We start from the raw sequence: 25,923 nt of genomic DNA on the forward strand, positions 1-25,923 counted from the left end.
GCCGCCACCCTCATGAGGCCAGGGACGCCGACACGTCGTCGCCGTCGATCATCGCCTGCCACAGCTGCGGGAACTGCGGGAGGGTCTTGGCGGTCGTGCCGATGTCGTCGACCACCACGCCGGGGACGGCCAGTCCGATCAGGGCACCGGTGGTCGCCATCCGGTGGTCGTGGTGGGCCCGCCAGGTGCCGCCGTGGAGCGGACGCGGCACGATACGGATGCCGTCTGCGAGCTCGTGGGCCTCGCCGCCGAGCGCGCGTAGCTCGCCGATGAGAGCCGCGATGCGGTCGGTCTCGTGCCCGCGGATGTGGCCGATCCCGTGCAGTACGCTCTCGCTGTCTGCGAAGGCGGCCAACCCGAAGATCGTGGGCGCGAGTTCCCCGGCGGCGGAGAGGTCCAGCTCGACGCCGTGGATGCCGGCACCCGCCGCCACGGTCAGGGCACCGCCGCGCCGACTGACGCGTCCGCCCATGACCGACAGGATGTCGGAGAGCATCGCACCGGGCTGTGTCGAGTGCGGCGGCCACCCCTGGACGGTCACCTGTCCGCCGGCGACCATGGCGGCGGCGAGGAACGGCGCGGCATTGGAGAGGTCGGGTTCGACCGAGATGTCCTTGCCGCGGATGGGGCCGGCCGGCACGATCCATTCGCCGACGGAGGGCCGCTCGACGTGGACGCCGCGGTGGGCCAGAGCTTCGACGGTCATGTCGATGTGCGGAATGCTCGGCAGGCGCTCACCGGCGTGGACCAGGTGCAGGCCGACGTCGAACCGGGGGGCGGCCAGCAGGAGGCCGGAGACGAACTGGCTCGACGCGCTCGCGTCGATGGTGATCTCGCCGCCGCGCACGTGGCCGTGGCCGCGCACGGAGAACGGCAGCGACCAGCGCCCGCCGTCGTCGATGTCCACGCCGACGTCGCGCAACGCCTTGATCATCGCACCCATCGGCCGGTGCAGCGCGCTCTCGTGCGCGGTGACCGTGATCTCCCCGGCGGTGAACCCCGCGAGCGGGGTGACGAACCGCATCACGGTGCCGGCTTGGCCGCAGTCGACGACGCCGCCGGCCGAGAGCGGCCAGCGCGGCGTGACCACGAGGTCGTCGCCGAACGGGCTGTCGCCGGGTTCGGTCTCGACGCCGACCCCGAGTGCGCGCAATGCATCGATCATGCGTGCGGAATCGTCGGAGTGCAGCGGTGCGCGCAAGCGGCTCGGGCCGTCGGCGAGGGCGGCGAGGACGAGCTCACGGTTGGTCAGCGACTTCGATCCCGGCACGGACATGGTCGAGTCCAGGTGCCCGTCTGCGACGGGCGCCTGCCATGATCCGGTCTCGGCCGGTGTGGACGTGGGGGAATACCCGTCGGCGGTCATCGGTTCCTAGATTACTGAACCCTGGAGAGGAGCCGGATGATCACGACGCTGAGTCGCCCCGCGGCGACGGTGGAGGACGTGCCGTCGACGCTCAGGGACGCCGACGTAGACTTCTCGGTGATGAGCGATCAGGCCGAGACGGTGGAAGACGCCCGCACGCAGTTCGAGGCGCAGGCGCTGCCGTTCATGGACCCGCTGTACGCGGCCGCCATGCGGATGACGCGCAATCCCGCCGACGCGGCGGATCTGGTCCAGGAGACGTTCGTGAAGGCGTTCGCCTCGTGGTCGTCGTTCACCCAGGGGACCAACCTCAAGGCGTGGCTGTACCGGATCCTCACGAACACCTACATCAACACTTATCGCAAGAAGCAGCGCGAGCCGTTCCAGGGCACGATCGACGAGCTCGAGGACTGGCAGTTGGGTGGCGCCGAGTCGACGACCGCGACCAGCAGCCGCTCGGCCGAGGCCGAGGCGATCGATCACATGCCCTCATCGGCGGTCAAGGACGCCCTGCAGTCCATCCCGGAGGACTTCCGGATGGCGGTCTACCTGGCGGATGTCGAAGGGTTCGCCTACCAGGAGATCGCCGACATCATGCAGACACCGATCGGCACGGTCATGAGCCGGCTGCACCGCGGCAGGCGGATGCTGCGCGATCTGCTGGCGGAATACGCACGCGAGCGCGGCATCGGAACCGCGTCGACGAGGAGTGAGAAATGAGCGATTGCGGCTGCGAGAAGGCACGGCGCGACCTCGAGGAGTACCTGCGCAACGAGGTCTGCAAGACCCAACACGCCGATATCAAGGAACACCTCGAGCGGTGCCCGGCGTGTCGTGACGAGGCGCTCGTGGCGACGACCCTCACGGATGTGGTCGCCCGCGCTTGCAAGGAGAGCGCTCCGGAGGAGCTGCGGGACCAGGTGCTCGCGCGGGTCCGCGCGATCCAGGCCGGACACTGAACGCTCCGGTCGGATAGTTTCCGGCCGCTCCGGCGATCCGCGCGGCGGCGGAGCCGGCGGTGCCGCACGCGCGCCCCGATCGACGACGGCCGCGGCATCGTCGGGGAGCCGCGGCCGTCGTCGATGATCCTCACATCGCTCAGGGCAGCGTGAGGGCCTTCTTGATGATCTCGGCCTGCTCGTGCGCGTGCACCTTCGGCGACCCGGTCGCCGTCGACGCCGCGGCCTCGCGCGAGACGCGGCGGACGGTACGCCCGTCGAGGTGCTTCGACAGCTCGAGGGCGATGAACGGCCACGCCCCCTGGTTCTCGGGCTCGTCCTGCACCCACACCAGCTCGGCGTCGGGATAGGTCTCCAGCACCTTGCGCAGGGACTCGATCGGCGACGGATAGAACTGCTCGAGCCGCACGAGCGCGACCTCGGGGTTGGGGTTCTTGTCCAGCTCCGCGCGCAGATCCCAGTGGATCTTGCCCGAGTGCAACAGCACCCGGCGCACGGCGCTCTTGTCGACGCCGCGATCATCGTCGAGCACCGGCTCGAAGCGACCGGTGAGGAACGCGTCCACCGGGCTGGTCGCGCCGCGCAGGCGCAACATCGCCTTCGGGGTGAAGACCACGAGCGGACGGCGCGGCCGCGCATACGCCTGGCGGCGCAGCAGGTGGAAGTACGACGCCGGTGTGGACGGGCGCGCGATGGTCATGTTGTCCTGTGCGCACATCTGCAGGAACCGCTCGATGCGGGCCGAGGAGTGGTCGGGACCTTGACCTTCGTAACCGTGGGGGAGGAGCAGGACGACACTCGACTGCTGGCCCCACTTCTGTTCGGCCGAGGAGATGAACTCGTCGACCACCGACTGTGCACCGTTGACGAAGTCGCCGAACTGCGCCTCCCACAGCACGAGGGCCTCGGCCCGCTCGACCGAGTAGCCGTACTCGAAGGCCATCGCGGCGTACTCGCTGAGCAGGGAGTCGTAGACGAAGAACTTGCCCTGGTTGTCGGAGAGGTTCGTCAGCGGAAGCCATTCCTGACCGTTCGTGCGGTCGTGCAACACGCTGTGGCGCTGCGCGAACGTGCCGCGGCGGGCGTCCTGACCGGCCAGGCGGACAGGCGTTCCCTCGACCAGGAGCGAGCCGAAGGCGAGCAACTCGCCGAAGGCCCAGTCGATGCTGCCGTTGCGACTCATGTCGTGGCGCTTGTCCAACAACTGCTGCAACTTGTTGTGGACCGTGAAGCCGTCGGGCTTGTTGACGAATCGGTCGCCGATCATGTGCACGACCTCGCGCGAGACCGCCGTCGAGTCGGGCTCGCCGACCGAGACGTCCGGCGCGGCGTCGGTGTTGACCACCTCGTTGGACCCGGTCTCGGCCGCGTGGGTCTCGGCGAAGGCGACTTCGAGGCGCCCCTGGAAGTCCTGCTTGGCCTGCTCGTACTCCTCCTGCGTGATGTCACCGCGGCCGACGAGCGACTCGGTGTACAGGCGGCGCACCGAGCGCTTGGCCTCGATGAGGTTGGTCATCAGCGGCTGGGTCATCGAGGGGTCGTCGCCCTCGTTGTGGCCCCGGCGTCGGTAGCAGACCAGGTCGATGACGACGTCCCGGTGGAACCTCTCGCGGTAGGCGAACGCCAACTGCGAGACCCGCACGACCGCTTCCGGGTCGTCGCCGTTGACGTGGAGGATCGGCGCTTGGATCGTCTTGGCGACGTCCGTGGCGTACACCGAGGTGCGGCCGTCCTGCGGCACGGTGGTGAAGCCCACCTGGTTGTTGACCACCACGTGGATGGTCCCTCCGGTGCGGTATCCGCGCAACTGCGACATCTGCAACGTCTCGACGACGACGCCCTGACCGGCGAAGGCCGCGTCGCCGTGGACGAGCACAGGAAGCCACGAGAACGATCCGATGGGTTTGAGGTCCTGTTTGGCGCGGACGATGCCCTCGAGGACACCGTCGACGGTCTCGAGGTGCGAGGGGTTCGCCGCGAGGTAGACGGGCAGCTCCTCGCCGCCGTCGGCCACGAAGGTCCCCGACGTGCCCAGGTGGTACTTCACATCGCCCGACCCGCTCTTGGAGCCGATGGCAACCGACCCCTCGAACTCGCGGAAGACCTGGCCGTAGGTCTTGCCGGCGATGTTGGTCAGCACGTTCAGGCGACCACGGTGGGCCATACCGATGGCGGCGCCGTCCAGGCCGGCCTCCGCCGCACCCTGCAGGATCTCGTCCAGCAACGGGATGAGCGACTCGCCGCCTTCGAGGCTGAAGCGTTTCTGTCCGACGTACTTGGTCTGCAGGAAGGTCTCGAAGGCCTCGGCCTGATTGAGCTTCTTCAACACACGCAGCTGCTCGTCGTGCGTGGGCTTCTGGTACTTGACCTCGACGTTCTCCTGGAACCAGCGACGCTGTTCCGGGTCCTGGATGTGCATGTACTCCAGGCCGATCGTGCGGCAGTACGAGTCGCGCAGCACCCCGAGGATGTCACGCAGCTTCATGACGCGCTTGCCGCCGAATCCGCCGGTGACGAACTCCCGGTCCAGGTCCCAGAAGGTCAGGCCGTGCTGTTCGATCTCGAGGTCGGGGTGGGTGCGCTGCATGTACTCCAGCGGATCGATGTCCGCCATGAGGTGCCCCCGCACCCGGAAGGAGTTGATCAGCTCCTGCACGCGGGACTGCTTGTCCACGCGCTCGGCGAGGTCGACGTTGATGTCGTTGGCCCAATGGATGGGGGCGTAGGGGATGCGCAGCGCGGCGAAGATGTCGTCGTAGAAGTTGCGCTCGCCGATCAACAGCTCGTGCACGCGCTTGAGGAACTCGCCCGATCCGGCGCCCTGGATGACGCGGTGGTCGTAGGTGCTCGTGAGCGTGATCGTCTTCCCGATCGCCATCTCGTTGAGCGTCTTCGAGCTGGCTCCCTGGAACTCCGCCGGATACTCCAGGGCACCGGCGCCGACGATGCACCCCTGGCCCTTCATCAGGCGGGGCACCGAGTGCACCGTGCCGATGCCGCCCGGGTTTGTCAGCGAGATGGTCGTGCCTTGGAAGTCGGCCGCGGTGAGCTTGTTCTTGCGGGCGCGTCCGACCAGATCCTCGTAGGAGGCGAGGTACTCGCCGAACGTGAGGGACTCGGCGCGCTTGATCGAGGGCACCAGCAAGGCGCGGGTCCCGTCGGGCTTGGGGATGTCGATCGCGATACCGAGGTTGATGTGCGCGGGCGCCACGACGGACGGCTTCCCGTCGATCTCGGCGTAGAAGACGTTCTGGCTCGGCGCCTCTTTCAGCGCACGGATGATCGCCCAGCCGATGAGGTGCGTGAAGCTCACCTTGCCGCCGCGGGTACGCGACATGTGGTTGTTGATCACGATGCGGTTGTCGATCATGAGCTTGGCCGGGATCGTGCGCACGCTCGTCGCGGTCGGCACGGTCAGGGACTCGTCCATGTTCGCGGCGAGGGTCTTCGGCATCCCCCTCAGCGCCGTGACGGTGTCCTCTTCGGTCGATTCCTCGGCCGAGGAGGGGACGACCTTCGGTGCCTGTGCCGGGATCGGCTGCGCGGCCGCGGGCTTGGCGGTCGTGCGTGCGACCGGCGGTGCGCCGATCACGGGGATCGGCGCGGTCACCGGATGCGCGGCGGGTGCGGCGTTCTCAGCCGTCGGCACCTCACCCTTGACCGGGTTGTACTCCTCGAGGATGGGCCACCAGGCCTTGTCCACGGAGTTCTTGTCGACTTTGAACTGCTCGTACAACTCGTCGACGAGCCATTCGTTGGCTCCGAACTCCCCTTCGCTCGAAACCCCGACGCCCGTCACCTGGCTCGACACGCCTTATCGCCCGCTTTCCGAAGATCGTGTGGAATACGTCCGGCCATCTGCGGCCGGGACGTTCGAGGATCAAGCGTAGTCCTATCTGGCTGGGGGTTCACCGCGCGGGCGCAGGATCGCGTCGGCGATTCGTCGAGGTTCGCGCAGGATCGGCCACAACGCACCTCGATACGCTGGTCCCATGGAGTTCTACGGGGCGCGGCCCGAGACCGATCTGACCTATTCGGACGTCTTCCTCGTGCCGCGGCGCTCCGGCGTGACGAGTCGGCTGGAGGTCGATCTCGCGCCCGCCGACGGCACCCCCGCGACGCTGCCCCTGGTCTCGGCGAACATGAACTCGGTGACCGGTCCGCGGCTGGCTGCGACGCTCGCACGCCGCGGAGGCCTCGGCGTGCTGCCGCAGGACATGCCGTTGCAGGACCTGGACACGGCGATCCGGTGGGTCAAGTCGCAACCGGTGCCGTGGGACACCCCGCTCGTCCTGCCACCGGATATGACCGTCGCCGATGCGGCCCGGGTGCTTCCGGCGACCGACGGACACGGGATCGTCGTCAGCGACGCCGTCGGCGGTGACATCGCCCTCGACGACATCCAGGGCATCGTGCCGGCGTCACGGCTGGGAACCGCGCTGCCGGACGCCCGTCTGGGGGATCTCGCCCGAGGCCGTCCGTCGTCCATCGACGCGGACGACGTCGACGACGCCCGCCACGCGTTCGACCTGCTGGTCGCCGCGGACGTCGAGACGGTGTGCGTGCTCCACCACGGTCACCTCGTGGGCACGCTGACCCGGCGGAGCGCGCTGCGGTCGACGCTTTACCGACCGGCTGTCGACGGCCACGGCCGTCTGGCCGTTGCCGCGGCGGTGGGCATCAACGGCGACGTCGCGGCGAAGGCGAGGGCGCTCGCGGCGGCCGGGGTGGACGTGCTGGTCGTCGACACTGCGCACGGCCATCAGGAGAGCATGCTCCGTGCGCTGCGCACCGTGACCGGCCTCGGTCTCGGCCTGCCGGTCGTCGCCGGGAACATCGTCACCGCGGACGGGGTGCGCGACCTCGTCGACGCCGGTGCGGGCATCCTCAAGGTGGGTGTCGGGCCCGGTGCCATGTGCACGACCCGCATGATGACCGCGGTGGGACGCCCGCAGTTCTCCGCGGTGCTGGAGACGGCCCAGGCCGCACGGGAACACGGCGCCCATGTGTGGGCCGACGGGGGAGTGCGTTATCCGCGCGACGTGGCGTTGGCGCTCGCCGCCGGAGCGGCTTCGGTCATGATCGGCTCGTGGTTCGCCGGGACCATCGAGGCGCCCGGGCGGCTGGAGACCGACACCGACGGGCGCGTCTTCAAGCAGTCTTGGGGGATGGCCTCCACCAAGGCGGTGCAGGCGCGGTTCGGGCGGCTGGACGCGTACGAGCGGGCGCGCAAGGAGCTGTTCGCCGAGGGCATCTCCTCCTCGCGCATCTACCTCGATCCGTTGCGACCGGGGCTCGAGGACCTCCTGGATATGATCACATCCGGCGTGCGTTCGTCGTTCACCTACGCCGGGGCGGCCAGCGTGACGCAGTTCCACGATCGTGCCCGGGTGGGTTTGCAGTCGGCCGCCGGCTATGAGGAGGGCAAGGCGCTCCCGGTCAGCTGGTGACCGACCATCGCTGCGGGGTCGACCTGTGGTCCCGATGAGGCGATGATGCGTGCGGGTGGGGTGGCCTCCCCGAACCTGGGAGAGAACCGCGCGCGGGCGCGCGGGACTGCCGTAAGATCTTTCGCACAATGGACGACCCTCCCAGTTGCAGACGCTCGCCCCACCGACCCGACACCCGCGCGAGCGGGGGTGACGCCTGATGGATTACGTCATGCTGGGCGTGGGGCTCCTCCTGACGATCGGCACCGGTCTGTTCGTGGCCAGCGAGTTCGCGTTGGTCAATCTCGATCGCGCCGACCTCGAAGCACGACGGGATGCCGGTGAGTCGCGGCTCGCGCTGACCATCAGCGCTTTGCGCATCACCTCCACCCACCTCTCGAGTGCGCAGTTGGGCATCACCCTGACGACGTTGCTGACCGGCTACACGATGGAGCCGGCCATCTCGAACCTGTTGCGACCGGTGCTGACCGCGTGGGGCTGGCCCGAGGCGCTGGTCACCCCACTGTCGGCCACGATCGGGATCGCGATCGCGACGATCTTCTCGATGATCATCGGTGAGTTGGTTCCGAAGAACTTCGCGCTCGCCGTGCCGCGGCAGACCGCCAAGCTCGTCATGCCGTTCCAGGTCGCGTTCACGACGGTGTTCCGACCCGCGATCACGGTGCTCAACGGCAGCGCGAACGGCGTGCTCCGTGCGATGGGCATCGAGCCCAAGGAGGAGCTGTCGGGAGCCCGAACGGCCGAGGAACTCTCCAGCCTCGTGCGACGCTCGGCAAGTGCAGGGGTCCTCGAGGAGGACACCGCTTCCCTCCTGGACCGCAGCCTCACCTTCTCCCGGCTGAGTGCGGCCGATGTGATGACCCCCCGCCCGAGCGTGCACGCGGTGGCCGTCGGCGACGCCGTCGAAGACGTCATCCAGCTCGCACGACGCACCGGCCACAGCCGGTTCCCGGTCTATGAGGACTCGATGGACGACATCGTCGGCGTCGTGCACCTCAAGGCAGCCGTCAGCGTGCCCCGGGCCAAGCGCGCCGAGGTGCCCGTCGGTGCCATCAGCACCGAGCCCCTCCGCGTCCCCGAGGCGGTCCACCTCGATGCGCTCGTCGCCGAACTGAGGACCCGCGGGTACCAGATGGCGGTCGTGGTCGACGAGTACGGCGGGACTGCCGGGGTCGTCACCCTCGAGGACATCGTGGAGGAGATCGTCGGCGAGGTCCTCGACGAACACGATCGTCGGCGTGCGGGGATCGTCCGCGCCGCCGGATCGATCATCTTCCCCGGTGAGTTGCGCCCCGACGAGCTTCTGGACCGCACCGGCATCCGCATCCCCAAGGGCGAGGTCTACGACACGATCGGCGGATACATCATGAGCGTGCTCGAGCGCATCCCCGCCGCGGGAGACGCCCTGCAGCTCGAGGAGGGTGTCATCGAGGTGCAACGCATGGACGGTAGGCGGGTCGACCGGGTGCGGTTCACCCCCGCCTTCGTCTCCGCGGCCACCGACGGGGGTGAGCGTCGATGAGCGATTGGGCCGGACTGGCATGGCTGGGTGTGCTCCTGGTCGCCAACGCGTTCTTCGTCGGTGCCGAGTTCGCCGTCATCTCCGCGCGCCGTTCGCAGATCGAGCCTCTTGCGGAGGCGGGATCGCGTAGCGCGAAGACCGCACTGTATGCGATGGAGCACGCCACGCTCATGCTGGCCACCAGCCAGCTGGGCATCACGATCTGCTCGCTGCTGATCCTGAACGTGTCGGAGCCGGCGATCCACCACCTCCTGGCGGTGCCGCTCGGGCTCACCGGCCTCAGCGAGGCGCTCGTGGACACCGTCGCCTTCGTGATCGCGCTGCTGGTCGTGTCGTACCTGCATGTCGTGTTCGGCGAGATGGTGCCGAAGAACCTCGCGTTCTCGGTGCCGGATCGAGCGGTGCTCATGCTCGCGACCCCGCTGGTATGGGTCTCGAAGCTGTTCCACCCGGTGATCGTGACGCTCAACTGGATCGCCAACCACGTCGTGCGCCTGGCCCGCGTCGAGCCGAAGGACGAAGCGGCCTCGACGTTCACCCTCGAAGAGGTCGCCACGATCGTGACGCAGTCGCGTATCGAGGGGGTCTTGGACGACTCGGCCGGTACGGTCGCGGCCGTGGTGGAGTTCACCGACAAGAAGGCCAAGGACATCGCGGTTCCCCTCGGTGATCTCGTGACCCTCCCGGAGCGCACGACGCCGCACAAGATCGAGCGGGCGGTCGCCAAGCACGGATTCTCGCGCTACGTGATCGTCGACGGTGAGGGCGTGCCGACCGGCTACGTGCACCTGAAGGACGTCCTGCGGGCCGCGGAGGGGCCGGATGCGGCGACCGATGTCGTGCGTCCGATCCCGTCCAAGCGCATCCACCACATGGTGCCGGTCACCGAGGAGACCGATCTGGAGGACGCGCTCGCGCTCATGCGCAACGCGGGCCGCCATCTCGCACAGGTGCGCAACACCGAGGGGCACACGACCGCGGTGCTCTTCCTCGAGGACATCATCGAGGAGCTCATCGGGGAAGTGCAGGACGCGACCAGCCGCAGGCGCTGATCCGACGCGTCGGTCGCCTCCGCGTCATCGGCTCGGGATATGGTGTGCGCCATGCGCAGATGGACGGCGACCGACGCGGCGGGGAGTCTTCGCGCCCCGTCGTCGCACGACGACAAGTACACCCGTGGCGTGCTGGGCGTGCGCACCGGTTCCGTGGCGTTCAAGGGCGCGGCGGTCCTCGGTGTCGAGGCCGCGTGGCGCACCGGCGTCGGGATGGTCCGCTACGTCGGTCCCGCCGGCGCCGAGGTCCTCGCCCGGCGCCCCGAGACGGTGCTGACCGAGGGTCGCGTGGGTGCCTGGGTGATCGGATCGGGAACCTCGCCCGTCGAGCGCGACGACGCCGAGACCGCGGCCTTGCGCGACCTGCTGGAGGGGGAGGTGCCGGTGGTCGTGGATGCCGGCGCGCTCGACCTCGTCGACCATCCGTCGGCACCGGTCGTGGTCACCCCGCACGCGGGGGAGTTCGCGCGACTGCGTGAGCGCCTCGACATGGCGCCGGTCCCGGTCGACGCCGACCACGCCGAGCGGGACGATGCGGCGTTGGAGACGGCCGAGCGCCTGGGGGCGGCGGTCCTGCTGAAGGGCGCACGCTCGGTCGCCGCCGCACCCGGTGGATTCATCGCGGTCATCGCCGACGCCACACCCTGGTTGGCCACCGCAGGCACGGGGGACGTCCTCGCCGGGGCGATCGGCGCGGTCGCCGCCGGGGCCGAGACGCTCTCCTCCGCCGGCGCGTGGGGACCGGTCGCGGCCACGGGGGCGTGGCTGCACGGCCATGCCGCCAACATCGCGGTGCGTCGATTCGGGCCGGCCGGGGGACCGGTCACGGCCCTCGACGTGGCCGAGGCGCTGCCGTTCGCCGTCGGAGAGGTCATCGCCGCGGCGCCGATCTGACGCGGGTCGGCGCGCGGCCGTCTCTAGGATGGAGCGGTGTCGAAACGCGCGGTGCTGTGGACGGGCTTCCTCCTCGTGCACCTGGTGGTCGCCTCGGCCGGATTCGTGTTCCCCAACCAGCCGATGGGTGATGTCACGTTCGTGTACGAGCCGTGGGCGGCGCGGGCGCTCGCCGGTGACGGCATCATGGGGGTCGACCAGACCTGGGTGTATCCGCAGCTCGCGTTGGTGCCCATGCTCGCCGCGCAGGCGCTGGCCGGATCGGTCGGCTACGAGGTGGCGTGGGCGCTGCTGGTCACCGCGTCCGACGCGCTCGCCTTCGCGCTCCTGGTCGGGGCGGGGCGCTCGCGCGGACGCGTGGCGGCGGCGGGTTTCTGGCTCCTGTTCGCCCTCGCGCTCGGACCGGTCGGAATGTATCGCCTCGACGGGGTCACTGTGCCGCTCGCGGTCGCCGGCGTGCTGTGGCTGGTCGGCCGCCCGCGCGTGGCGTCGGTGGCGCTGGCCGTGGCCATGTGGATCAAGGTGTGGCCGGCGGCGTTGTTGGCCGCCGCCGTGGTCGCGTCACATCGGCGGGTGACGGTGTTCGTGGCGGCGTTCGCGACGAGTGCCGCCGTCCTTCTCGCGATCGTCGCGTTCGGAGGAGGCGCACACGCATTCGGCTTCATCGCCGGGCAGACCGGCCGCGGTCTTCAGATCGAGGCGCCGGTCAGCGGGTGGGTGATGTGGCAGGTCGTGACCGGGGCGCCGGACGCCGCCATCGCATATGACGTCGACCTCCTCACCTTCCAGGTACAGGCGGTCGGTGTCGATCTCGTCTCGATACTCATGACCCCCCTGCTCGTCCTCGTGGTCGGAGCCCTTGTGATCCTGGGGGCGGTCAAGGCGTGGCGGGGCGCCACCTTCGCGGCGCTGTTCCCGCCGCTGGCGCTCGCCCTGGTCCTCGCCCTCATCGTCGTCAACAAGGTCGGCTCGCCGCAGTTCCTCACGTGGGTGATCGCGCCGATCGTGATCGGCCTGGTCCTCGACCCTCGGCGATGGTGGCGCCCCGGCGCGCTCGCGGTACTCGCGGCCGGGCTCACCCAGGTCGTCTATCCGCTGGTGTACGACGGGGTCCTCGTGGCACAGCCGCTGCCGGTGGCGTTGTTGACGCTGCGGAACGTCCTGCTTGTCGTCCTGTTCGTCTGGGCGGTCGTGCGCACGGTGCGCGTCCGCACATCCGTCGCCGTGACCGCCACGGCGTCTTGATCGGAGGTCCTGATGCTCATCGCCTTCTCCGTCGCCCCGAGCGGCACCGGCAACGCGGACGGGTCGGTGCACGACGCCGTCGCGGCCGCCGTCTCGGTCGTCCGCGGGAGCGGCCTGCCCCATCGCACGACCTCGATGTTCACGGAGATCGAGGGGGAGTGGGACGAGGTGATGGCGGTGGTCAAGGCCGCCACCGACGCGGTCATGCCGTTCGGATCGCGGGTCTCCCTCGTGCTGAAAGCCGACATCCGCCCGGGGTACACCGGCGAGATCGACGCGAAGATCGACCGTCTCGAGTCCGCGATCGACGACGCGTCGTAGCGGGGAGCGGGCTCGCACGCTGATCGGTGTCGCCACGCCCCGACCGGTGCTCGAATCGATTCGACGTCGGCCGGTGCACGCGCGTACGATGAGCGGGTGATCCCGTCCCTCCCCACCCGGGGCATCGCCCGATGGGCGTTGCTGTCCCTCGCCGTCGGCAGTTTCGGGATCGGCATGACCGAGTTCGTCGTGATGGGTCTGCTGCCCGATATCGCGCAGGAACTCCTCCCGTCGGAGTGGGCGAGCGACCCGGACGCGGCGATCGCCCAGACGGGCTGGCTGATCAGCCTCTACGCGCTCGGGGTGGTGGTGGGCGCCCCGACCATCGCCGGATCGGTCGCGCGCTTCCCGCGTCACCGCGTGATGGTCGCGCTCGCCGCCGCACTCACCCTCTTCAATGCGCTGACGTTTCTGCTGCCGACTTTCGAGTTGGTCGCGGCCTCACGCTTCCTCGCGGGACTGCCCCACGGTGCATACTTCGGGATCGGGGCGCTCGTGGCCGCCGATGTGCTCGGGCCCGGCATGCGCGCCAAGGGCGTGGCCTTCGTGCTCACCGGACTCACCCTCGCGAACGTCGTCGGCGTGCCCCTGGGCACCGCTCTCGGGCAGGAGGTGGGCTGGCGCGCCGCCTTCATGCTGGTCGCGGCGATCTTCCTGATCGCCACGGTGCTCATCACCGTTTTCGTGCCGCAGCACGCCGGTTCCCCCGGCCGGACGCTACGCGCGGAACTGAAGGTGTTCCGCATCGGCCAGGTGTGGCTCGCGCTCGCGGTCGGGGCCATCGGGTTCGGCGGGTTCTTCGCCGTCTACAGCTACATCGCCCCACTCGTGACCGAGGTCGCCGGCTCGCCGGAGTGGGCCGTCCCCGTCGTCCTCATGGTCATGGGTGTGGGCATGACCATCGGCAACCTCATCGGAGGCCATCTGGCCGATGTGCACCTCACGCGCACGCTGGTCGGCGGCCACGCGACGCTCGCCGCGGTCCTGGTGCTGCTGGCGTTGACGGCGCAGTCGATCTACGCGCTCGCCTTCTTCGTCCTCGCCGTCGGGCTGGTCTCCGCGGCACTGAGTCCCACCATCCAGACCCGTCTGATGGATGTCGCCGGCGACAACCAATCGATCGCGGCGGCGCTGAACCACTCTGCGCTGAATCTCGGGAACAGCCTGGGGGCCCTCCTCGGCGGAGTCGTGATCGCCGCGGGGTGGGGCTTCGTCGCCCCCGCGTGGGTCGGTGTCGCGCTGGCGTCAGGCGGCCTCGTCGTCGCCGGATGCAGCGTCGCGTCCGATCGCGCGCGCACGCGACCGGTCGTCGCCTCCTGAGTCCGTCGGCGAGGGTGAGCCTCAGCCGAGCAGCCGGCGCAGGTGGGCGGCGACGACCGGGATCTCGATGAGGAAACCGTCGTGGCCGAAGTCGCTCGTGATCACGGCGGCGCGATCGCCGTCGAGGGTGTCGCTGATACCCGCCGCGATCCGGTGCTGGCCTTCGACCGGGAACAGACGATCGCTGTCGATGCCGAGGACGAGGGTCTTCGCCGTGATCCGTGCCAGAGCGTCCTCGACGCCTCCGCGATCGCGACCGACGTCGTGGGAGTTCATGGCCTCGACGAGGGTGATGTAGCTGTTGGCGTCAAAGCGGCGCGTGAACTTGTTGCCGTGGAAATCGAGGTACGACTCCACCGCGAAGCGGCCGCCGTGGCCGAGCGGGCTCACCCCCGACTGCCAGGAGCGCTGGAACCGCTGGTTGAGCTCGGTCGGCGACCGATAGTTCAGCAACGCCATGCGTCGTGCGAGAGACAGGCCGCGGGTCGGCCCGTTGCCGTCGCCGGCGTCGTAGTAGTCGCCCCCGGCGAACCGCGGATCGATGCGGATGGCCTCCGACTGCGCGGAGTTGAGCGCGATCTGGTCGGCGGTGTTCACCGGAGGTGCCGCGATGACCGCGAGGCGCTCCACACGCTCGGGGTGGGTGATGCCCCACTCCAGCGCGTGCATCCCGCCCATGGAGCCCCCCACGACCGCGGCCCAGCGCTCGATCCCCAGGTCGTCGGCGAGGCGCACCATCGCCGCGACCTGATCGCGCACGGTCAGGTACGGGAACCGGGCCGCCCACTCGAGGCCGTTCGGGGCGATGCTCGCCGGTCCGGTGGAGCCCTGGCACCCTCCCAGCATGTTCGGGGCGATGACGAACCAGCGGTCCGTGTCGATCGCCGAACCGGGGCCGACGATGCCGTCCCACCACCCGGCCGTCGGATGCCCGGGCCCCGCGGGACCGCGAACATGGCTGTCTCCGGTGAGGGCGTGCAGAAGCAGGATCGCGTTGTCGCAGCGCGGGGACAGCTCGCCCCACGTCTCGTACGCGAGCCGGTAGCCGGGTAGCCGGGCGCCGCCCTCCGTGTCGAACGCGCCGAAGGTCGCGAAGTGCCGGTCACCGACCGGATCGCCGTCGCGCCATGCGCCGGTGGCCGGAGGGCGCCCGAGCAGGAGACGGGCATCGGCCTCCGTCACCGGTGCCGAGGGCACGGTGTCTTCGGAAGTCTGCCAGTCCATCGGCGGGTCCCTTCGTTCGGCGCGGTGGCGCGGTCCTCTCACGGTATCCGCTCCGCGCGGCACGGTCATGCGTGTGACGACGACACCGTCATGGCTGCCCGCGCGGCGTACATGCCCGACCTTTCATGTACCGGCGATAAACTTGCCCTTCGACCGATCGAGCCGCCGTGCTCGCGATGAGGAGTGTGCCGTTGGCTGGAAACGCGACGACCCGGTTCTCCAACGTGTCTCTCCTGTCGGTGGCCAGTGTGCTCCCGACCCGGGTGACCAGTTCCGACGACATCGAATCGCGCCTGACCCCGGCGCTGCAGCGACTGAAGTTGCGACCGGGATTGTTACGGCGCGTGGCCGGGGTGCTCGAGCGCCGCAACTGGGCGTCGGATGAGTCCTCGGATGACGCGACCATCGCCGCCGGGAAGCGCGCGCTCCGCGAAGCCGGGGTGGATGCGTCCGAGGTGGGACTGCTCATCAACACCTCGGTGAGCCGCAAGCATCTCGAACCGTCGGTCGCGGTGACGTTGCATCACGGGCTCGGCCTGCCCAGCTCCGCGGTCAACTTCGATGTCGCGAACGCGTGTCTCGGGTTCGTCAGCGGCATGAACCTCGCCGCGAGCATGATCGAGTCCGGGCAGATCCGCTACGCCATCATCGTCAACGGCGAGGACGCCGACGACATCCAGGTCAACACCATCGAACGCCTCAAGGGCGAGGGGATCGGCCGCGACGCGTTCATGAGCGAGTTCGCCTCGCTCACCCTCGGCTCCGGAGCGGCGGCCGCCGTGCTCGGACGCGCCGACGAACATCCCGAAGGGCATCGCATCCTCGGCGGCGTCACGCGCGCCGCGACGCAGTTCCACCAGTTGTGCGTCGGGAGCGTGGACGGCATGTTCACCGACGCGAAGGCGTTGCTGCGCGGCGGCCTGGAACTGGTCGTCTCGGCGTGGAAAGAGGCCGCGCCCGATTGGAACTGGTCGTCGATGGACCGCTACATCACCCACCAGGTCTCGTCCGTGCACACCAACGCGATCGTGAAGGCCGCGAAACTCGATCGTGCGAAGGTTCCGACCACCTTCCCCGAGTACGGAAACGTGGGCCCCGCGTCGATCCCGATCACTCTCGACAGGGAGAAGCAGAGCCTTACCCGCGGCGACCGTGTGTTGCTCATGGGCGTCGGCTCGGGCCTGAACACGGCGATGATGGAACTGTCCTGGTGACCTCACCGACCGAGACGGTCCTTCCGCCCGTCGCCGGACTCGACGGGCGGTTGCGTCGCACCCTCGTCGCGCCCGGGGCGCTCCACGACACCGGACGTACCCGCACGTGGCATCATCTGGACACGGGGCCCGTGCTCGCCGACCTCGGCATCACGCCGGTGGGCACGATCCTGGCCGTCCACGGCAACCCGACGTGGTCGTTCCACTGGCGTCGCATCGCCGATGCTTCGGTACGGCGTGCCGAGAGCGGTGAGCCGGCATGGCGGGTCGTGGCGGTGGATCAGCTGGAGATGGGCTTCTCCGAGCGCACGGACCTCCCGCGCACTCTGGCGCAGCGGGTGGCGGATCTGGGCTCGTTCACCGACACGCTGGGTCTCGAGGGCCCGGTGGTCACGCTCGGCCACGACTGGGGAGGCGTGATCTCGCTGGGCTGGGCGGTCGATCATCCCGAGCTGCTGGCCGGCGTCGTCACCCTCAACACCGCCGTGCACCACCCCGAGGGCGTTCCGATCCCCGCGCCGCTGCGTGTGGCCGGTGCGCGCGGCATGCTCGCCGCCTCCACCGTGCGCACGACCGCGTTTCTGGACACGACCCTCGCGCTCGCCGAGACCCGCCTCTCCGAGGAGGTTCGCGCCGCCTATCACGCGCCGTATCGATCCGCCGATCGCCGCTGCGGGATCGGGCAGTTCGTCGCCGACATCCCGGTCGACGCGGCGCATCCCAGCCACCCGGAGCTGACGCGGATCGCGGAGGGCGTGCGCCGATTGCGGGTCCCCGCACTGATCTTGTGGGGTCCGCGAGACCCCGTCTTCCAGCAACGATACCTCGACGATCTCATCGAGCGGATGCCCCATGCTCAGGTGCACCGCTTCGAAGGAGCCGGGCACCTCGTCGGCGAGGACCGGCCGTACGCGGAGGCCGTGTTGGGCTGGCTCGCCCGTGTGGCCGACGCCCCCGCCGAACGTGCCGTCGGCGTCGAGCCGGCCGGGCCCTCCATCGCCGGTTTCGCCCCGATGTGGCGGCGCCTCGAGGAGCGCGCCGACGATCCCGCGATCGCCGCGATCGACATGACCGGCACGCCCGTGCTCACCGTGAGCTGGCGACAGTTGCACGAACGGGTCACCGCGCTCGCGGCTGGCCTGTCGCGGCTCGGTGTGCGGCGCGGTGACCGTGTGTCGCTTCTGGTGCGGCCCGGGCCCACCCTGACCGCCGTGGTGTACGCGTGTCTGCGCATCGGGGCGGTCGTCGTCGTCGCCGACGCCGGACTCGGTCTCGCGGGTCTTTCCCGTGCCGTGCGCGGGGCCAGCCCGCGATTTCTGATCGGAGAGACCTCCGCTCTGACCGCGGCCCGTGCGCTGGGCTGGCCGGGCACGAAGATCTCCGTCGATCGGCTGCCCCGCATCACCGCGGCCGCTCTCGGTGTCTCCTGCGCCCTGGCCGATGTCGCCGAGGTCGGCGCCGCCGGGGGGGCGACCCCGCCGGAGCCGGGGCCCGCCGATGTCGCCGCCGTCCTGTTCACCTCGGGATCGACCGGACCGGCCAAGGGCGTCGTGTACACCCACGGCCAGCTGGCGGCGCTGCGTGACGTGCTCGGCAGACACTTCGCCGTCGCCCCGGAGTCGGGTCTGGTGACCGGGTTCGCGCCGTTCGCCCTGCTGGGCCCGGCGCTCGGGACACGATCGGTGACTCCGGATATGGACGTGTCCGCGCCCCGCACCCTCACCGCGCGCGCGGTCGCCGACGCCGTCGCCGCCGCGGACGCGCGAATCGTCTTCCTCTCGCCCGCCGCGATCCTCAACGTCGTCGACACCGCCGGCGACCTCGGCGCAGCCGACCGAGACGCCCTCGCCCGGGTGACGACGTTCCTGTCCACCGGCGCGCCCATCGGGGCCGATCTCCTCGCCGCTGCGCAACGGGTCTTCCCGAACGCCGAGCCCCACACCCCATACGGCATGACCGAGTGCCTGCTGGTCACCGATGTGACCCTGGAGGGTATCCGCGAAGCCGCGGAGGCCGCCGACGACGGCGTCTGTGTCGGTGTCCCGATCGATGGCGTCCAGGTGCGTATCAGCGCTCTCGACGGTGACGGTGCGGCGACCGGCACGCCGGCGGAGACGGCGGGTGTGCTCGGTGAGATCGTCATCTCCGCTCCGCATCTGAAGACCCGGTACGACCGGCTCGCGCTGACCGACGCCGAGGCCGTGCGCGGCACGCCGACCCACGACGGAGTATCCCGCTGGCACCGCACCGGCGACGTCGGACACCTGGATGAGCAGGGCAGGCTATGGGTGGAAGGACGACTGCCCCATGTTCTGGTCACCGAGGCGGGTCCGCTCGCGCCGGTCGGTGGGGAACAACAGCTCGAGCGCGTCGCCGGCGTGCGCCGTGCCGCCGTGGTCGGCGTCGGGCCCCACGGTCGCCGACGCCCCGTGGCGGTGGTGGAGACGATCGAGCGGGCCGCGAAGCCGGGCCTGGCCGATCCCGACCTGACTGCGCGGGTCCGCGCGGATGTCGACCTTCCGCTGGCGGCGGTGCTGGTGGTCCCCGAGCTCCCCACCGACATCCGTCACAATTCCAAGATCGACCGGGTCCGCCTGTCGGAGTGGGCGGACGCGGTGTGCTCCGGTGGGAAGCCGGTGGCGCCGTGACCGTCCTGGTCACCGGCGCGTCCGGGTTCCTGGGCACCGCCGTCGCGCGGGGGCTCGTCCACCGGGGGGACGACGTGCGAACCCTGCAACGGCGACCATCCGGCGTGACGGGGGTGCAGGACCACCTCGGCTCGATCGACGACCCCGCCCTGGTCTCCGATGCCCTCGCCGGCGTGGACACGGTGATCCACCTGGCGGCGAAGGTCTCTCTCGCCGGTGACCCGCGCGAGTTCGAACGCATCAACATCGACGGCACCCGTGCCCTGCTGCAGGCCGCCGCGGACGCCGGTGTGACGCGTTTCGTGCACGTCTCCTCCCCGTCGGTCGCCCACGCCGGTGTCGCTCTGGCCGGTGTGGGAGCCGAACCGGCTTCGCCCGCGCATGCGCGAGGTGAGTACGCCCGCACGAAGGCCGAGGGCGAGGTGATCGCCCTCGCCGCCGACGGCGACCGTCTTCGCGTCCTCGCGATCCGCCCGCACCTGGTCTGGGGGCCGGGGGATCCGCAGCTGGTCGAGCGCATCGTCGCGCGTGCTCGAGTCGGTCGGCTTCCGCTGATCGACGGCGGTACGGCGCTGATCGACTCGACCTATATCGACAACGCCGTCTCGGCGATCATCGCGGGTGCCGATCGGATGGACACCGCCCACGGGCGCGCATACATCGTCACCAACGGGGAACCGCGACCGGTCGGTGAGCTCATCGCGAGCATGTGCCGCGCGGCCGGGGTCGCCCCACCCGCCTGGAGCGTGCCGTCGTGGCTCGCACGTGGCGCCGGGAGCGTCGTGGAGCGCGTGTGGGCCATCCGCCCGGGTGCGGACGAGCCGCCCATGACGCGGTTCCTGGCCGAACAGCTCTCGACGGCGCACTGGTTCGATCTCACGGAGACCCGTGCCGCCCTCGACTGGTCGCCCGAAGTCTCCCTCGACGAAGGCTTCTCGCGGCTCGCCGCGTACTACGACCGATAGTCCTCGGCGCCGATCGGGCAGGAGGTCGGATCGGCTTCGGTGCGCGAGGTCGTGCGCAGAAGACGGTGCGCCCGTCCGCAACGGACGGGCGCACCGGAATCACCCTCAGGCCCGAGCGGCCTCGGAGACGGTGCGGGCGGCGGCCAGCGCCTGCTCGAGGTCGGCCTTGAGATCTTCGACATTCTCGATGCCGAGGGACAGGCGCACCAGGCCCGGCGTGACACCGGCGGACAGCTGCTGCTCGGGGCTCAGCTGCGAGTGGGTCGTCGAGGCGGGGTGGATGACGAGCGAGCGGACATCGCCGATGTTGGCGAGGTGGCTGAACAGCTCGAGCGAGTTGACGAACTCGCGCCCCGCTTCGACGCCGCCCTTCAGCTCGAAGGAGAGCACCGCCCCGACCCCCTTGGGCGCGTACCGGTTCGCAGCGGCGTACCACGGCGAGGTCGGCAGGCCGGAGTAGTTCACCGAGGCGACGTCGGCGTGGGCATCCAGCCACTCGGCGATCTCCTGCGCGTTCTGTACGTGGCGTTCGATGCGCAGCGACAGGGTCTCGATGCCCTGGATGAGTTGCCAGGCGCTCTGGGGCGAGATGGCGGCACCGAGGTCGCGCAGCAGCTGGACGCGCGCCTTGATGATGTAAGCCAGGCCGTCGCCGACCGCCTGGGTGTAGACGGCGCCGTGGTACGAGGGGTCGGGGGTGGTCAGACCCGGGAACTTCTCGGCGTGGTCGCTCCAGGAGAAGCTCCCGCCGTCGACGATGGTCCCGCCGATGACGGTGCCGTGGCCGCCGAGGAACTTGGTGGCCGAGTGCACGACGATATCGGCGCCGTGCTCGAGCGGGCGGATGAGGTACGGCGTCGCGATCGTGTTGTCCACGATCAACGGCACACCGGCCTCGTGGGCGGCGTCGGCGACCCCGCGGATGTCGAGCACGTTGATCTTCGGGTTGCCGATCGTCTCGGCGAAGAACAGCTTCGTGTTCGGGCGTACGGCACGGCGCCACTCGTCGATGTCGTCCTGGTTCTCGACGAAGGTGACCTCGATGCCGAGCTTGGCGAGGCTGTACTTGAAGAGGTTGTAGGTGCCGCCGTAGATCGAACTCGACGCCACGAAGTGGTCGCCGGCCTCGGCGATGTTCAGGATGGCGAACGTCGACGCCGCCTGTCCGGACGCCAGCAGGAGCGCGCCGGTGCCGCCTTCGAGCGCGGCGATGCGCTGCTCGACGACGTCCTGGGTCGGGTTCATGATGCGCGTGTAGATGTTGCCCGGCTCGGCCAGCGAGAACAGGTTCGCGGCGTGGTCGGTGTTGTCGAACACGTACGACGTGGTCTGGTAGATCGGCGTCGCGCGCGACTTCGTCGTCGGGTCGGGCTGTGCTCCGGAGTGGACCTGCTTGGTCTCGAAGCGCCAGTTCTCGGGTGCGGACATGACTCGCTCCTGTGGTCGTGAGGGGCTCGCGGCGGGTGTCGTGGGCCGCCTCAGAGACTACGGAGTGTCCGCGCGTGTGACAACGCCGGGGAAATGTGACGTAATCTTCGGGCCCGCCGCGGCGATACGGTGGGGGGATGACCAGGCGTGCAGTGGTGACGGGTGCCAGTTCGGGGATCGGCGAGGCGACGGCCAGAGCGTTGCGCTCGGCCGGATGGGACGTCGTGGCGGTCGCCCGACGCGCCGAGCGACTCGCGGCGCTCGAGGCGGAGATCGGTGTGACGGCGTTCGCGGCCGACCTCACCCGCGAGGCGGACATCACGGCGCTGACGTCGTTCGTGGCCGAGACCGGCGCGGTGCACGCCCTCGTCCACGTGGCAGGCGGTGCGCGCGGTACCGATCGCGTCGAAGACGGATCGCCCGAGGACTGGCGCTGGATGTTCGAGGCCAACGTGTTGTCGGCGCAGCGCCTGGTCGCGCACCTGTTGCCGTTGCTCCGCGAGGCGGCGGAGCAGGGCGGACACGCGGACACCGTCTTCGTGACCTCGACCGCGTCGCGGACCCCCTACGCCGGCGGGGGCGGGTACAACGCGGCCAAGGCGGGCGAGTCGATGCTCGTGCAGGATCTGCGGCTCGAGCTGAACGGCGAACCCGTCCGCGTGGTCGAGATCGCGCCGGGGATGGTCTACACCGAGGAGTTCACGCTCAACCGGCTCGGCGGTGACCGTCTGGCGACCGACCGCGTGTACGAGGGCGTCGAGAACCCGCTCGTCGCCGAGGACGTCGCCGATGTCATCGCCTACGCGCTCGGCACGCCGGGCCACGTCAACCTCGACCTGATCACCATGCGTCCGGTGGCGCAGTCGGCGCAGCACCTTCTCGCCCGCGGACCCCTGCGGGTGCGTCCGTCGCGCGAGAGCTGATCAGATGATCTGTGACTCCCCGGCGACGGCCTCGGCCGATTCGGGGAGTTCGTCGGCGAAGGCGACCTTCGGCACGAAGAACAGCAGTACCGCCGCGAGCACGCCACCGCCGGCGCAGATCGCCCACACCGTGATGTAGCCCCCGAGGGAGGCCGCGGTCGAACTGAGCACCGCTCCGGCGCCCGCGGCCAGCACCACGCCGAAGACCGCCGAGGCGAACGTTCCGCCGATGGTCTTGGTGGTGTTCGTCAGGGCCGACGCGATGCCGGTCTGTCCGCGCGGCGCCGCGGCGGCGGCGGCGGCGGGCATCGCCGCGACCAGCGCGCCCGATCCGATCCCGGCGATCACCAGTGTGACCACCACCTGCCACAGCTCCTTGTGGAAGGGGATCAGCAGGAGGTACCCGACCGCGACGAACACGGCCGCCGCGATGAGCACGGCGCGCGGCGAGGCCTTGCGCGAGGTCACCGCGAACAGGATGGCACCGACGGCCAGCGAGGCGATGTACACCCCGATGAGGTTCGATCGTGCGGTGGCGTCCAGCCCGAGTCCGTAGCCGAGGGAGCTGTCCGTGCCGGCGTAGGTCGACAGGGGGCCCTGAGCCCCGAGCAGACTGATGCCGACCAGGAACGCGGTGACCTGCACCGGCCACATCTCCGGGCGACGGAAGACGCGGATGTCGACGGCGGGGTCGTCTTGACGCAACTCGTACCAGACGAAGAACGCCAAGCTCGCGACGCCGGCCGCCAGCAGCACCCAGGTCCAGACGAAGCCGGGACCGTTCAGACGCAGGAATGTCAGCGAACTGGTGACCAGGAGCAGCCCGACGGTGAGGATCACGAAGCCGCCGGTGTCGAGTCGTCGTCCCGGCAGCGGCTCGGACTCGGGGACGCCGAAGAGGATCACGAAGAAGCACGCGGTGACGGCGATCGCGGGGATCATGAGTGTCACCGTCAGGTTCTCGGCAGTGGCGGCGAAGATCCGGCCCGCGGCGAGGGCGCCCAGGATGGCGCCCACCTCCAGCCCCACCACCAGCAGGCCCGCGGCCCGGCGGGTCGCCGACACACCGTGTCGCTGGCGTCGCCCCCGTTCGAAGATGAGCGCGACCTCCAGCGGCAGCCACACCACGTAGAAGCCCTGGAGGGCCCATGCGATCAGGAAGACCCAGAAGTTGTCCGCGAATGCCACCCACCACGTCGCTCCCGCGGTCAGGACCGTCGCGATCAGCAACACCTTCTTGTGCCCGTGCATGTCGCCGAGCTTGGCCAGCACCGGCACGACGATCGAAGACAGCAACAGCTGTGCGGCCTCGAACCAGTTCACATCGGCGTCGGTGATCCCCAGGTGCACCACGATGTCGCTGAACAGCGGTACGTAATACCCCTGCAGGATGCCACTGGTGATCTCGACGAGGATCAACCAGCCGATGAGGCCTGCGGTGATGCCGAGGGCGGATCGACGGAGGACGGGAGTGGGGTCGGGCACGGAGCGAGGATACACCGCGGTCGGGACGCGACACGGCGGGGCAATAAGCTGGAAACACGAGGAAGGGAGACCCGTTGGAGATCGAACGCGAGACGTTGACGTGGGACGGATTCGGGGAGGCGTGCCGGGAGCTGAGTCGTCGCATCGTCGCGGACGGGTTCGTGCCGGAGGTGGTCGTGGCCATCGCCCGCGGAGGTCTGTTGCCCGCCGGGGCGATCGCCTACGGACTCGGTGTGAAGAACTGCGGCGCGATCAACGTCGAGTTCTACACGGGCATCGGGACGGTGCTGGATGCACCCGAGGTGCTCCCCCCGGAACTGGACATGAAGTACCTGGAAGGTCGGCGCGTGCTCCTGGTCGACGACGTCGCCGACAGCGGACGCACCCTCGCGCTCGCGGTCGACCTGCTCGCCCAGCAGCGGGCCGAGGTGAAGTCGGTGACCATCTACACCAAGCCGTCCACGGTGATCCAGCCCGACTACGCCTGGAAGGACACCCCGTTGTGGATCGACTTCCCCTGGTCGGCACAAGGCTCGGTCCTCGAGGAAGACGCCGCCTGAGGTGGCCCGCACGCTCGACGAGCTGGCCGCCGACGGCCTGATCGACGAGGGGTGGGCGCGTGCTCTCGCGCCCGTCGCGCCGGACATCGCCGCGCTCGGGGACCGGCTGCGCGCCGAGGTCGCCGCGGGGCGGCCGTACCTGCCGGCCGGCGACCACGTGCTGCGGGCCTTCGCCCGTCCCCTCACCGAGGTCAAAGTCCTCATCGTCGGGCAGGACCCGTACCCGACCCCGGGGCACCCGATCGGGCTGTCCTTCGCGGTCGACGCCCAGGTCCGGCCGCTTCCCCGGAGCCTCGGGAACATCTACCGGGAGCTGGAGAGCGACCTCGGGATCTCGCCGGCCCCGCACGGCGACCTGTCGGCCTGGAGTGATCAGGGCGTCATGCTGCTGAACCGCATGCTCACGGTGGCGCCGGGGTCCCCGGGGTCGCACCGGGGCTGGGGATGGGAGAAGGTCACCGAGCACGCCATCCGGACGCTCGTGGAGCGAGACGCGCCGCTGGTGGCCATCCTGTGGGGGCGCGACGCGGGGAATCTGCGTCCGATGCTCGGGGAGACCCCTGTGGTGGCCTCCCCGCATCCGTCGCCGTTGTCGGCGCGTCGCGGCTTCTTCGGGTCGCGCCCGTTCTCCCGCACGAACGAGTTGCTCGATCGGGGCGATGTCGCGCCGGTCCAGTGGCGGCTGCCGGCGTCGGCGTAGGCTGGCCGCATGTTGGAGGAGGAATACGACAAGAGTCGCCGTGCCGTGCCGCGCCACCTGCGCCGGCGGGCCGAGCCCGAGCGTCCCTTCAGCTACGAGATCCGCGCGGCGCGCGAGAGCGACATCCCCGACATCCGCGAGATCTACAACTACTACGTCACCAACTCGGTGGTCACCTTCGACGAGAAGCGGTGGTCGCTGAAGCAGTGGCAGGAGAAATACGCCTACCTGAACAAGCTCGGACTGCCCTTCTTGGTCGCCGAGTCACCCAGCGGGCAGGTGCTCGGGTACGCCCTGGTCGCGCCGTGGTCGGGCAAGTCCTCGTTCCGGTACACCGTCGAGAACTCGATCTACCTCGGGCAGGCCGCCTCCGGGAAGGGCCTGGGCCGCGCGCTGTTGGAAGCGCTCATCGAGGCGTGCGAGGCGCAGGGGATCCGCGAGATCGTGGCGGTCATCAGCGACAAGGGCGCCGAGGGATCGGTCGCCCTGCACGAGAAGCTCGGGTTTGAAGAGGTCGGGCGGATGGGGCGCGTCGGCTTCAAGTTCGGCCGCTGGCTGGGCACGATCTACCTGCAGAAGTCGCTCACCCCGCGCAAGAAGGCCAAACGGGGTCTGTTCTCGCGCTGAGCTCGTGCCCCGCGGCGTCG

At 69.8% G+C, this 25,923-nt stretch carries 21 protein-coding genes; 16 read left to right on the forward strand and 5 right to left on the reverse strand.

Annotated features, from left to right (window positions below; all coding sequences use genetic code 11):
- Nucleotides 1-10 precede the first annotated feature (10 nt).
- The gene (gene aroA / locus ABD204_RS08550; protein ID WP_194425091.1) at nucleotides 11-1,366 is read right to left on the reverse strand and encodes a 3-phosphoshikimate 1-carboxyvinyltransferase; all 1,356 of its coding nucleotides are present in this window, start codon (nucleotides 1,364-1,366) and stop codon (nucleotides 11-13) included.
- Between the two features lie 120 nt (nucleotides 1,367-1,486).
- Here aroA and ABD204_RS08555 point away from each other — a divergent pair, with 120 nt between their 5' ends.
- Together ABD204_RS08555 and ABD204_RS08560 are read left to right on the forward strand one after the other, a co-directional pair.
- Nucleotides 1,487-2,086 carry a sigma-70 family RNA polymerase sigma factor gene (locus ABD204_RS08555; RefSeq protein WP_194425253.1) on the forward strand — a complete coding sequence of 200 codons (600 nt, stop codon included), beginning with the start codon at nucleotides 1,487-1,489 and terminating at the stop codon, nucleotides 2,084-2,086.
- Nucleotides 2,083-2,325, forward strand: a complete 243-nt coding sequence (locus tag ABD204_RS08560; protein ID WP_194425092.1) for a zf-HC2 domain-containing protein — start codon at nucleotides 2,083-2,085, stop codon at nucleotides 2,323-2,325. Before ABD204_RS08555 ends, ABD204_RS08560 begins: the two co-directional genes overlap by 4 nt.
- 139 nt (nucleotides 2,326-2,464) lie before the next feature.
- On the opposite strand, the gene ABD204_RS08565 is transcribed toward ABD204_RS08560, so the two are convergent.
- On the reverse strand, nucleotides 2,465-6,136 hold the full coding sequence (locus ABD204_RS08565; RefSeq protein WP_194425093.1) for a multifunctional oxoglutarate decarboxylase/oxoglutarate dehydrogenase thiamine pyrophosphate-binding subunit/dihydrolipoyllysine-residue succinyltransferase subunit: 3,672 nt from the start codon (nucleotides 6,134-6,136) through the stop codon (nucleotides 2,465-2,467).
- Between the two features lie 181 nt (nucleotides 6,137-6,317).
- Here ABD204_RS08565 and guaB1 point away from each other — a divergent pair, with 181 nt between their 5' ends.
- The 7 genes from guaB1 (at nucleotide 6,318) to ABD204_RS08600 (ending at nucleotide 14,129) form a co-directional block, all read left to right on the forward strand.
- The gene (guaB1, locus tag ABD204_RS08570; RefSeq protein ID WP_194425094.1) at nucleotides 6,318-7,775 is read left to right on the forward strand and encodes a GMP reductase; all 1,458 of its coding nucleotides are present in this window, start codon (nucleotides 6,318-6,320) and stop codon (nucleotides 7,773-7,775) included.
- 199 nt (nucleotides 7,776-7,974) lie between these two features.
- Entirely contained in the window at nucleotides 7,975-9,297 is a 1,323-nt protein-coding gene (locus tag ABD204_RS08575; protein ID WP_194425095.1) for a hemolysin family protein, read from the forward strand.
- The gene (locus tag ABD204_RS08580) at nucleotides 9,294-10,349 is read left to right on the forward strand and encodes a hemolysin family protein (RefSeq protein ID WP_194425096.1); all 1,056 of its coding nucleotides are present in this window, start codon (nucleotides 9,294-9,296) and stop codon (nucleotides 10,347-10,349) included. The genes ABD204_RS08575 and ABD204_RS08580 overlap by 4 nt, the downstream gene beginning before the upstream one ends.
- 51 nt (nucleotides 10,350-10,400) lie before the next feature.
- Nucleotides 10,401-11,243, forward strand: coding sequence for an ADP-dependent NAD(P)H-hydrate dehydratase (locus tag ABD204_RS08585; protein WP_194425097.1), 843 nt, complete (start codon nucleotides 10,401-10,403; stop codon nucleotides 11,241-11,243).
- 36 nt (nucleotides 11,244-11,279) lie between these two features.
- Complete coding sequence (locus ABD204_RS08590; protein WP_194425098.1) at nucleotides 11,280-12,488, forward strand: glycosyltransferase 87 family protein; 1,209 nt, start codon at nucleotides 11,280-11,282, stop codon at nucleotides 12,486-12,488.
- Nucleotides 12,489-12,500: 12 nt separating this feature from the next.
- Nucleotides 12,501-12,809, forward strand: coding sequence for a thiamine-binding protein (locus ABD204_RS08595; RefSeq protein WP_194425099.1), 309 nt, complete (start codon nucleotides 12,501-12,503; stop codon nucleotides 12,807-12,809).
- Nucleotides 12,810-12,905: 96 nt separating this feature from the next.
- Nucleotides 12,906-14,129, forward strand: a complete 1,224-nt coding sequence (locus ABD204_RS08600; protein ID WP_194425100.1) for an MFS transporter — start codon at nucleotides 12,906-12,908, stop codon at nucleotides 14,127-14,129.
- A 21-nt stretch (nucleotides 14,130-14,150) separates the two neighbouring features.
- Here the strand turns inward: ABD204_RS08600 and metX are convergent, their stop codons facing one another.
- A complete protein-coding gene (gene metX / locus ABD204_RS08605; protein ID WP_194425101.1) occupies nucleotides 14,151-15,353 on the reverse strand; it encodes a homoserine O-acetyltransferase MetX in 1,203 nt (400 codons plus the stop codon).
- A 191-nt stretch (nucleotides 15,354-15,544) separates the two neighbouring features.
- On the opposite strand from metX, the gene ABD204_RS08610 reads away from it, so the two are divergent.
- From ABD204_RS08610 to ABD204_RS08620, 3 genes are read left to right on the forward strand one after another with little or no spacing between them, the layout of a single operon-like run.
- Nucleotides 15,545-16,567, forward strand: a complete 1,023-nt coding sequence (locus ABD204_RS08610) for a 3-oxoacyl-ACP synthase III (RefSeq protein WP_409263984.1) — start codon at nucleotides 15,545-15,547, stop codon at nucleotides 16,565-16,567.
- Nucleotides 16,561-19,215 (forward strand): alpha/beta fold hydrolase, encoded by a 2,655-nt coding sequence (locus ABD204_RS08615; RefSeq protein WP_206697540.1) that lies wholly within the window; start codon nucleotides 16,561-16,563, stop codon nucleotides 19,213-19,215. Before ABD204_RS08610 ends, ABD204_RS08615 begins: the two co-directional genes overlap by 7 nt.
- Nucleotides 19,212-20,180 (forward strand): NAD-dependent epimerase/dehydratase family protein, encoded by a 969-nt coding sequence (locus ABD204_RS08620; protein ID WP_194425103.1) that lies wholly within the window; start codon nucleotides 19,212-19,214, stop codon nucleotides 20,178-20,180. Before ABD204_RS08615 ends, ABD204_RS08620 begins: the two co-directional genes overlap by 4 nt.
- Nucleotides 20,181-20,285: 105 nt before the next feature.
- Here ABD204_RS08620 and ABD204_RS08625 read toward each other — a convergent pair whose 3' ends face one another.
- Entirely contained in the window at nucleotides 20,286-21,608 is a 1,323-nt protein-coding gene (locus ABD204_RS08625; protein ID WP_194425104.1) for a bifunctional o-acetylhomoserine/o-acetylserine sulfhydrylase, read from the reverse strand.
- A gap of 137 nt (nucleotides 21,609-21,745) precedes the next feature.
- Between ABD204_RS08625 and ABD204_RS08630 the strand changes: the two genes are divergently transcribed.
- A complete protein-coding gene (locus ABD204_RS08630; protein WP_194425105.1) occupies nucleotides 21,746-22,531 on the forward strand; it encodes an SDR family oxidoreductase in 786 nt (261 codons plus the stop codon).
- On the opposite strand, the gene ABD204_RS08635 is transcribed toward ABD204_RS08630, so the two are convergent.
- Nucleotides 22,532-24,016 (reverse strand): MFS transporter, encoded by a 1,485-nt coding sequence (locus ABD204_RS08635; RefSeq protein ID WP_194425106.1) that lies wholly within the window; start codon nucleotides 24,014-24,016, stop codon nucleotides 22,532-22,534.
- 74 nt (nucleotides 24,017-24,090) lie between these two features.
- Between ABD204_RS08635 and ABD204_RS08640 the strand changes: the two genes are divergently transcribed.
- Genes ABD204_RS08640 through ABD204_RS08650 form a run of 3 tightly spaced genes read left to right on the forward strand, consistent with a single transcriptional unit; the run spans nucleotide 24,091 to nucleotide 25,903 of the window.
- On the forward strand, nucleotides 24,091-24,576 hold the full coding sequence (locus ABD204_RS08640) for a phosphoribosyltransferase (RefSeq protein WP_194425107.1): 486 nt from the start codon (nucleotides 24,091-24,093) through the stop codon (nucleotides 24,574-24,576).
- A 1-nt stretch (nucleotide 24,577) separates the two neighbouring features.
- On the forward strand, nucleotides 24,578-25,276 hold the full coding sequence (locus ABD204_RS08645; RefSeq protein ID WP_194425108.1) for a uracil-DNA glycosylase: 699 nt from the start codon (nucleotides 24,578-24,580) through the stop codon (nucleotides 25,274-25,276).
- Between the two features lie 9 nt (nucleotides 25,277-25,285).
- Entirely contained in the window at nucleotides 25,286-25,903 is a 618-nt protein-coding gene (locus tag ABD204_RS08650) for a GNAT family N-acetyltransferase (protein WP_194425109.1), read from the forward strand.
- The last annotated feature ends 20 nt before the right edge of the window (nucleotides 25,904-25,923 follow it).

The organism is Microbacterium aquimaris, from assembly GCF_039531285.1.
Classification (GTDB): Bacteria; Actinomycetota; Actinomycetes; order Actinomycetales; family Microbacteriaceae; genus Microbacterium; species Microbacterium aquimaris.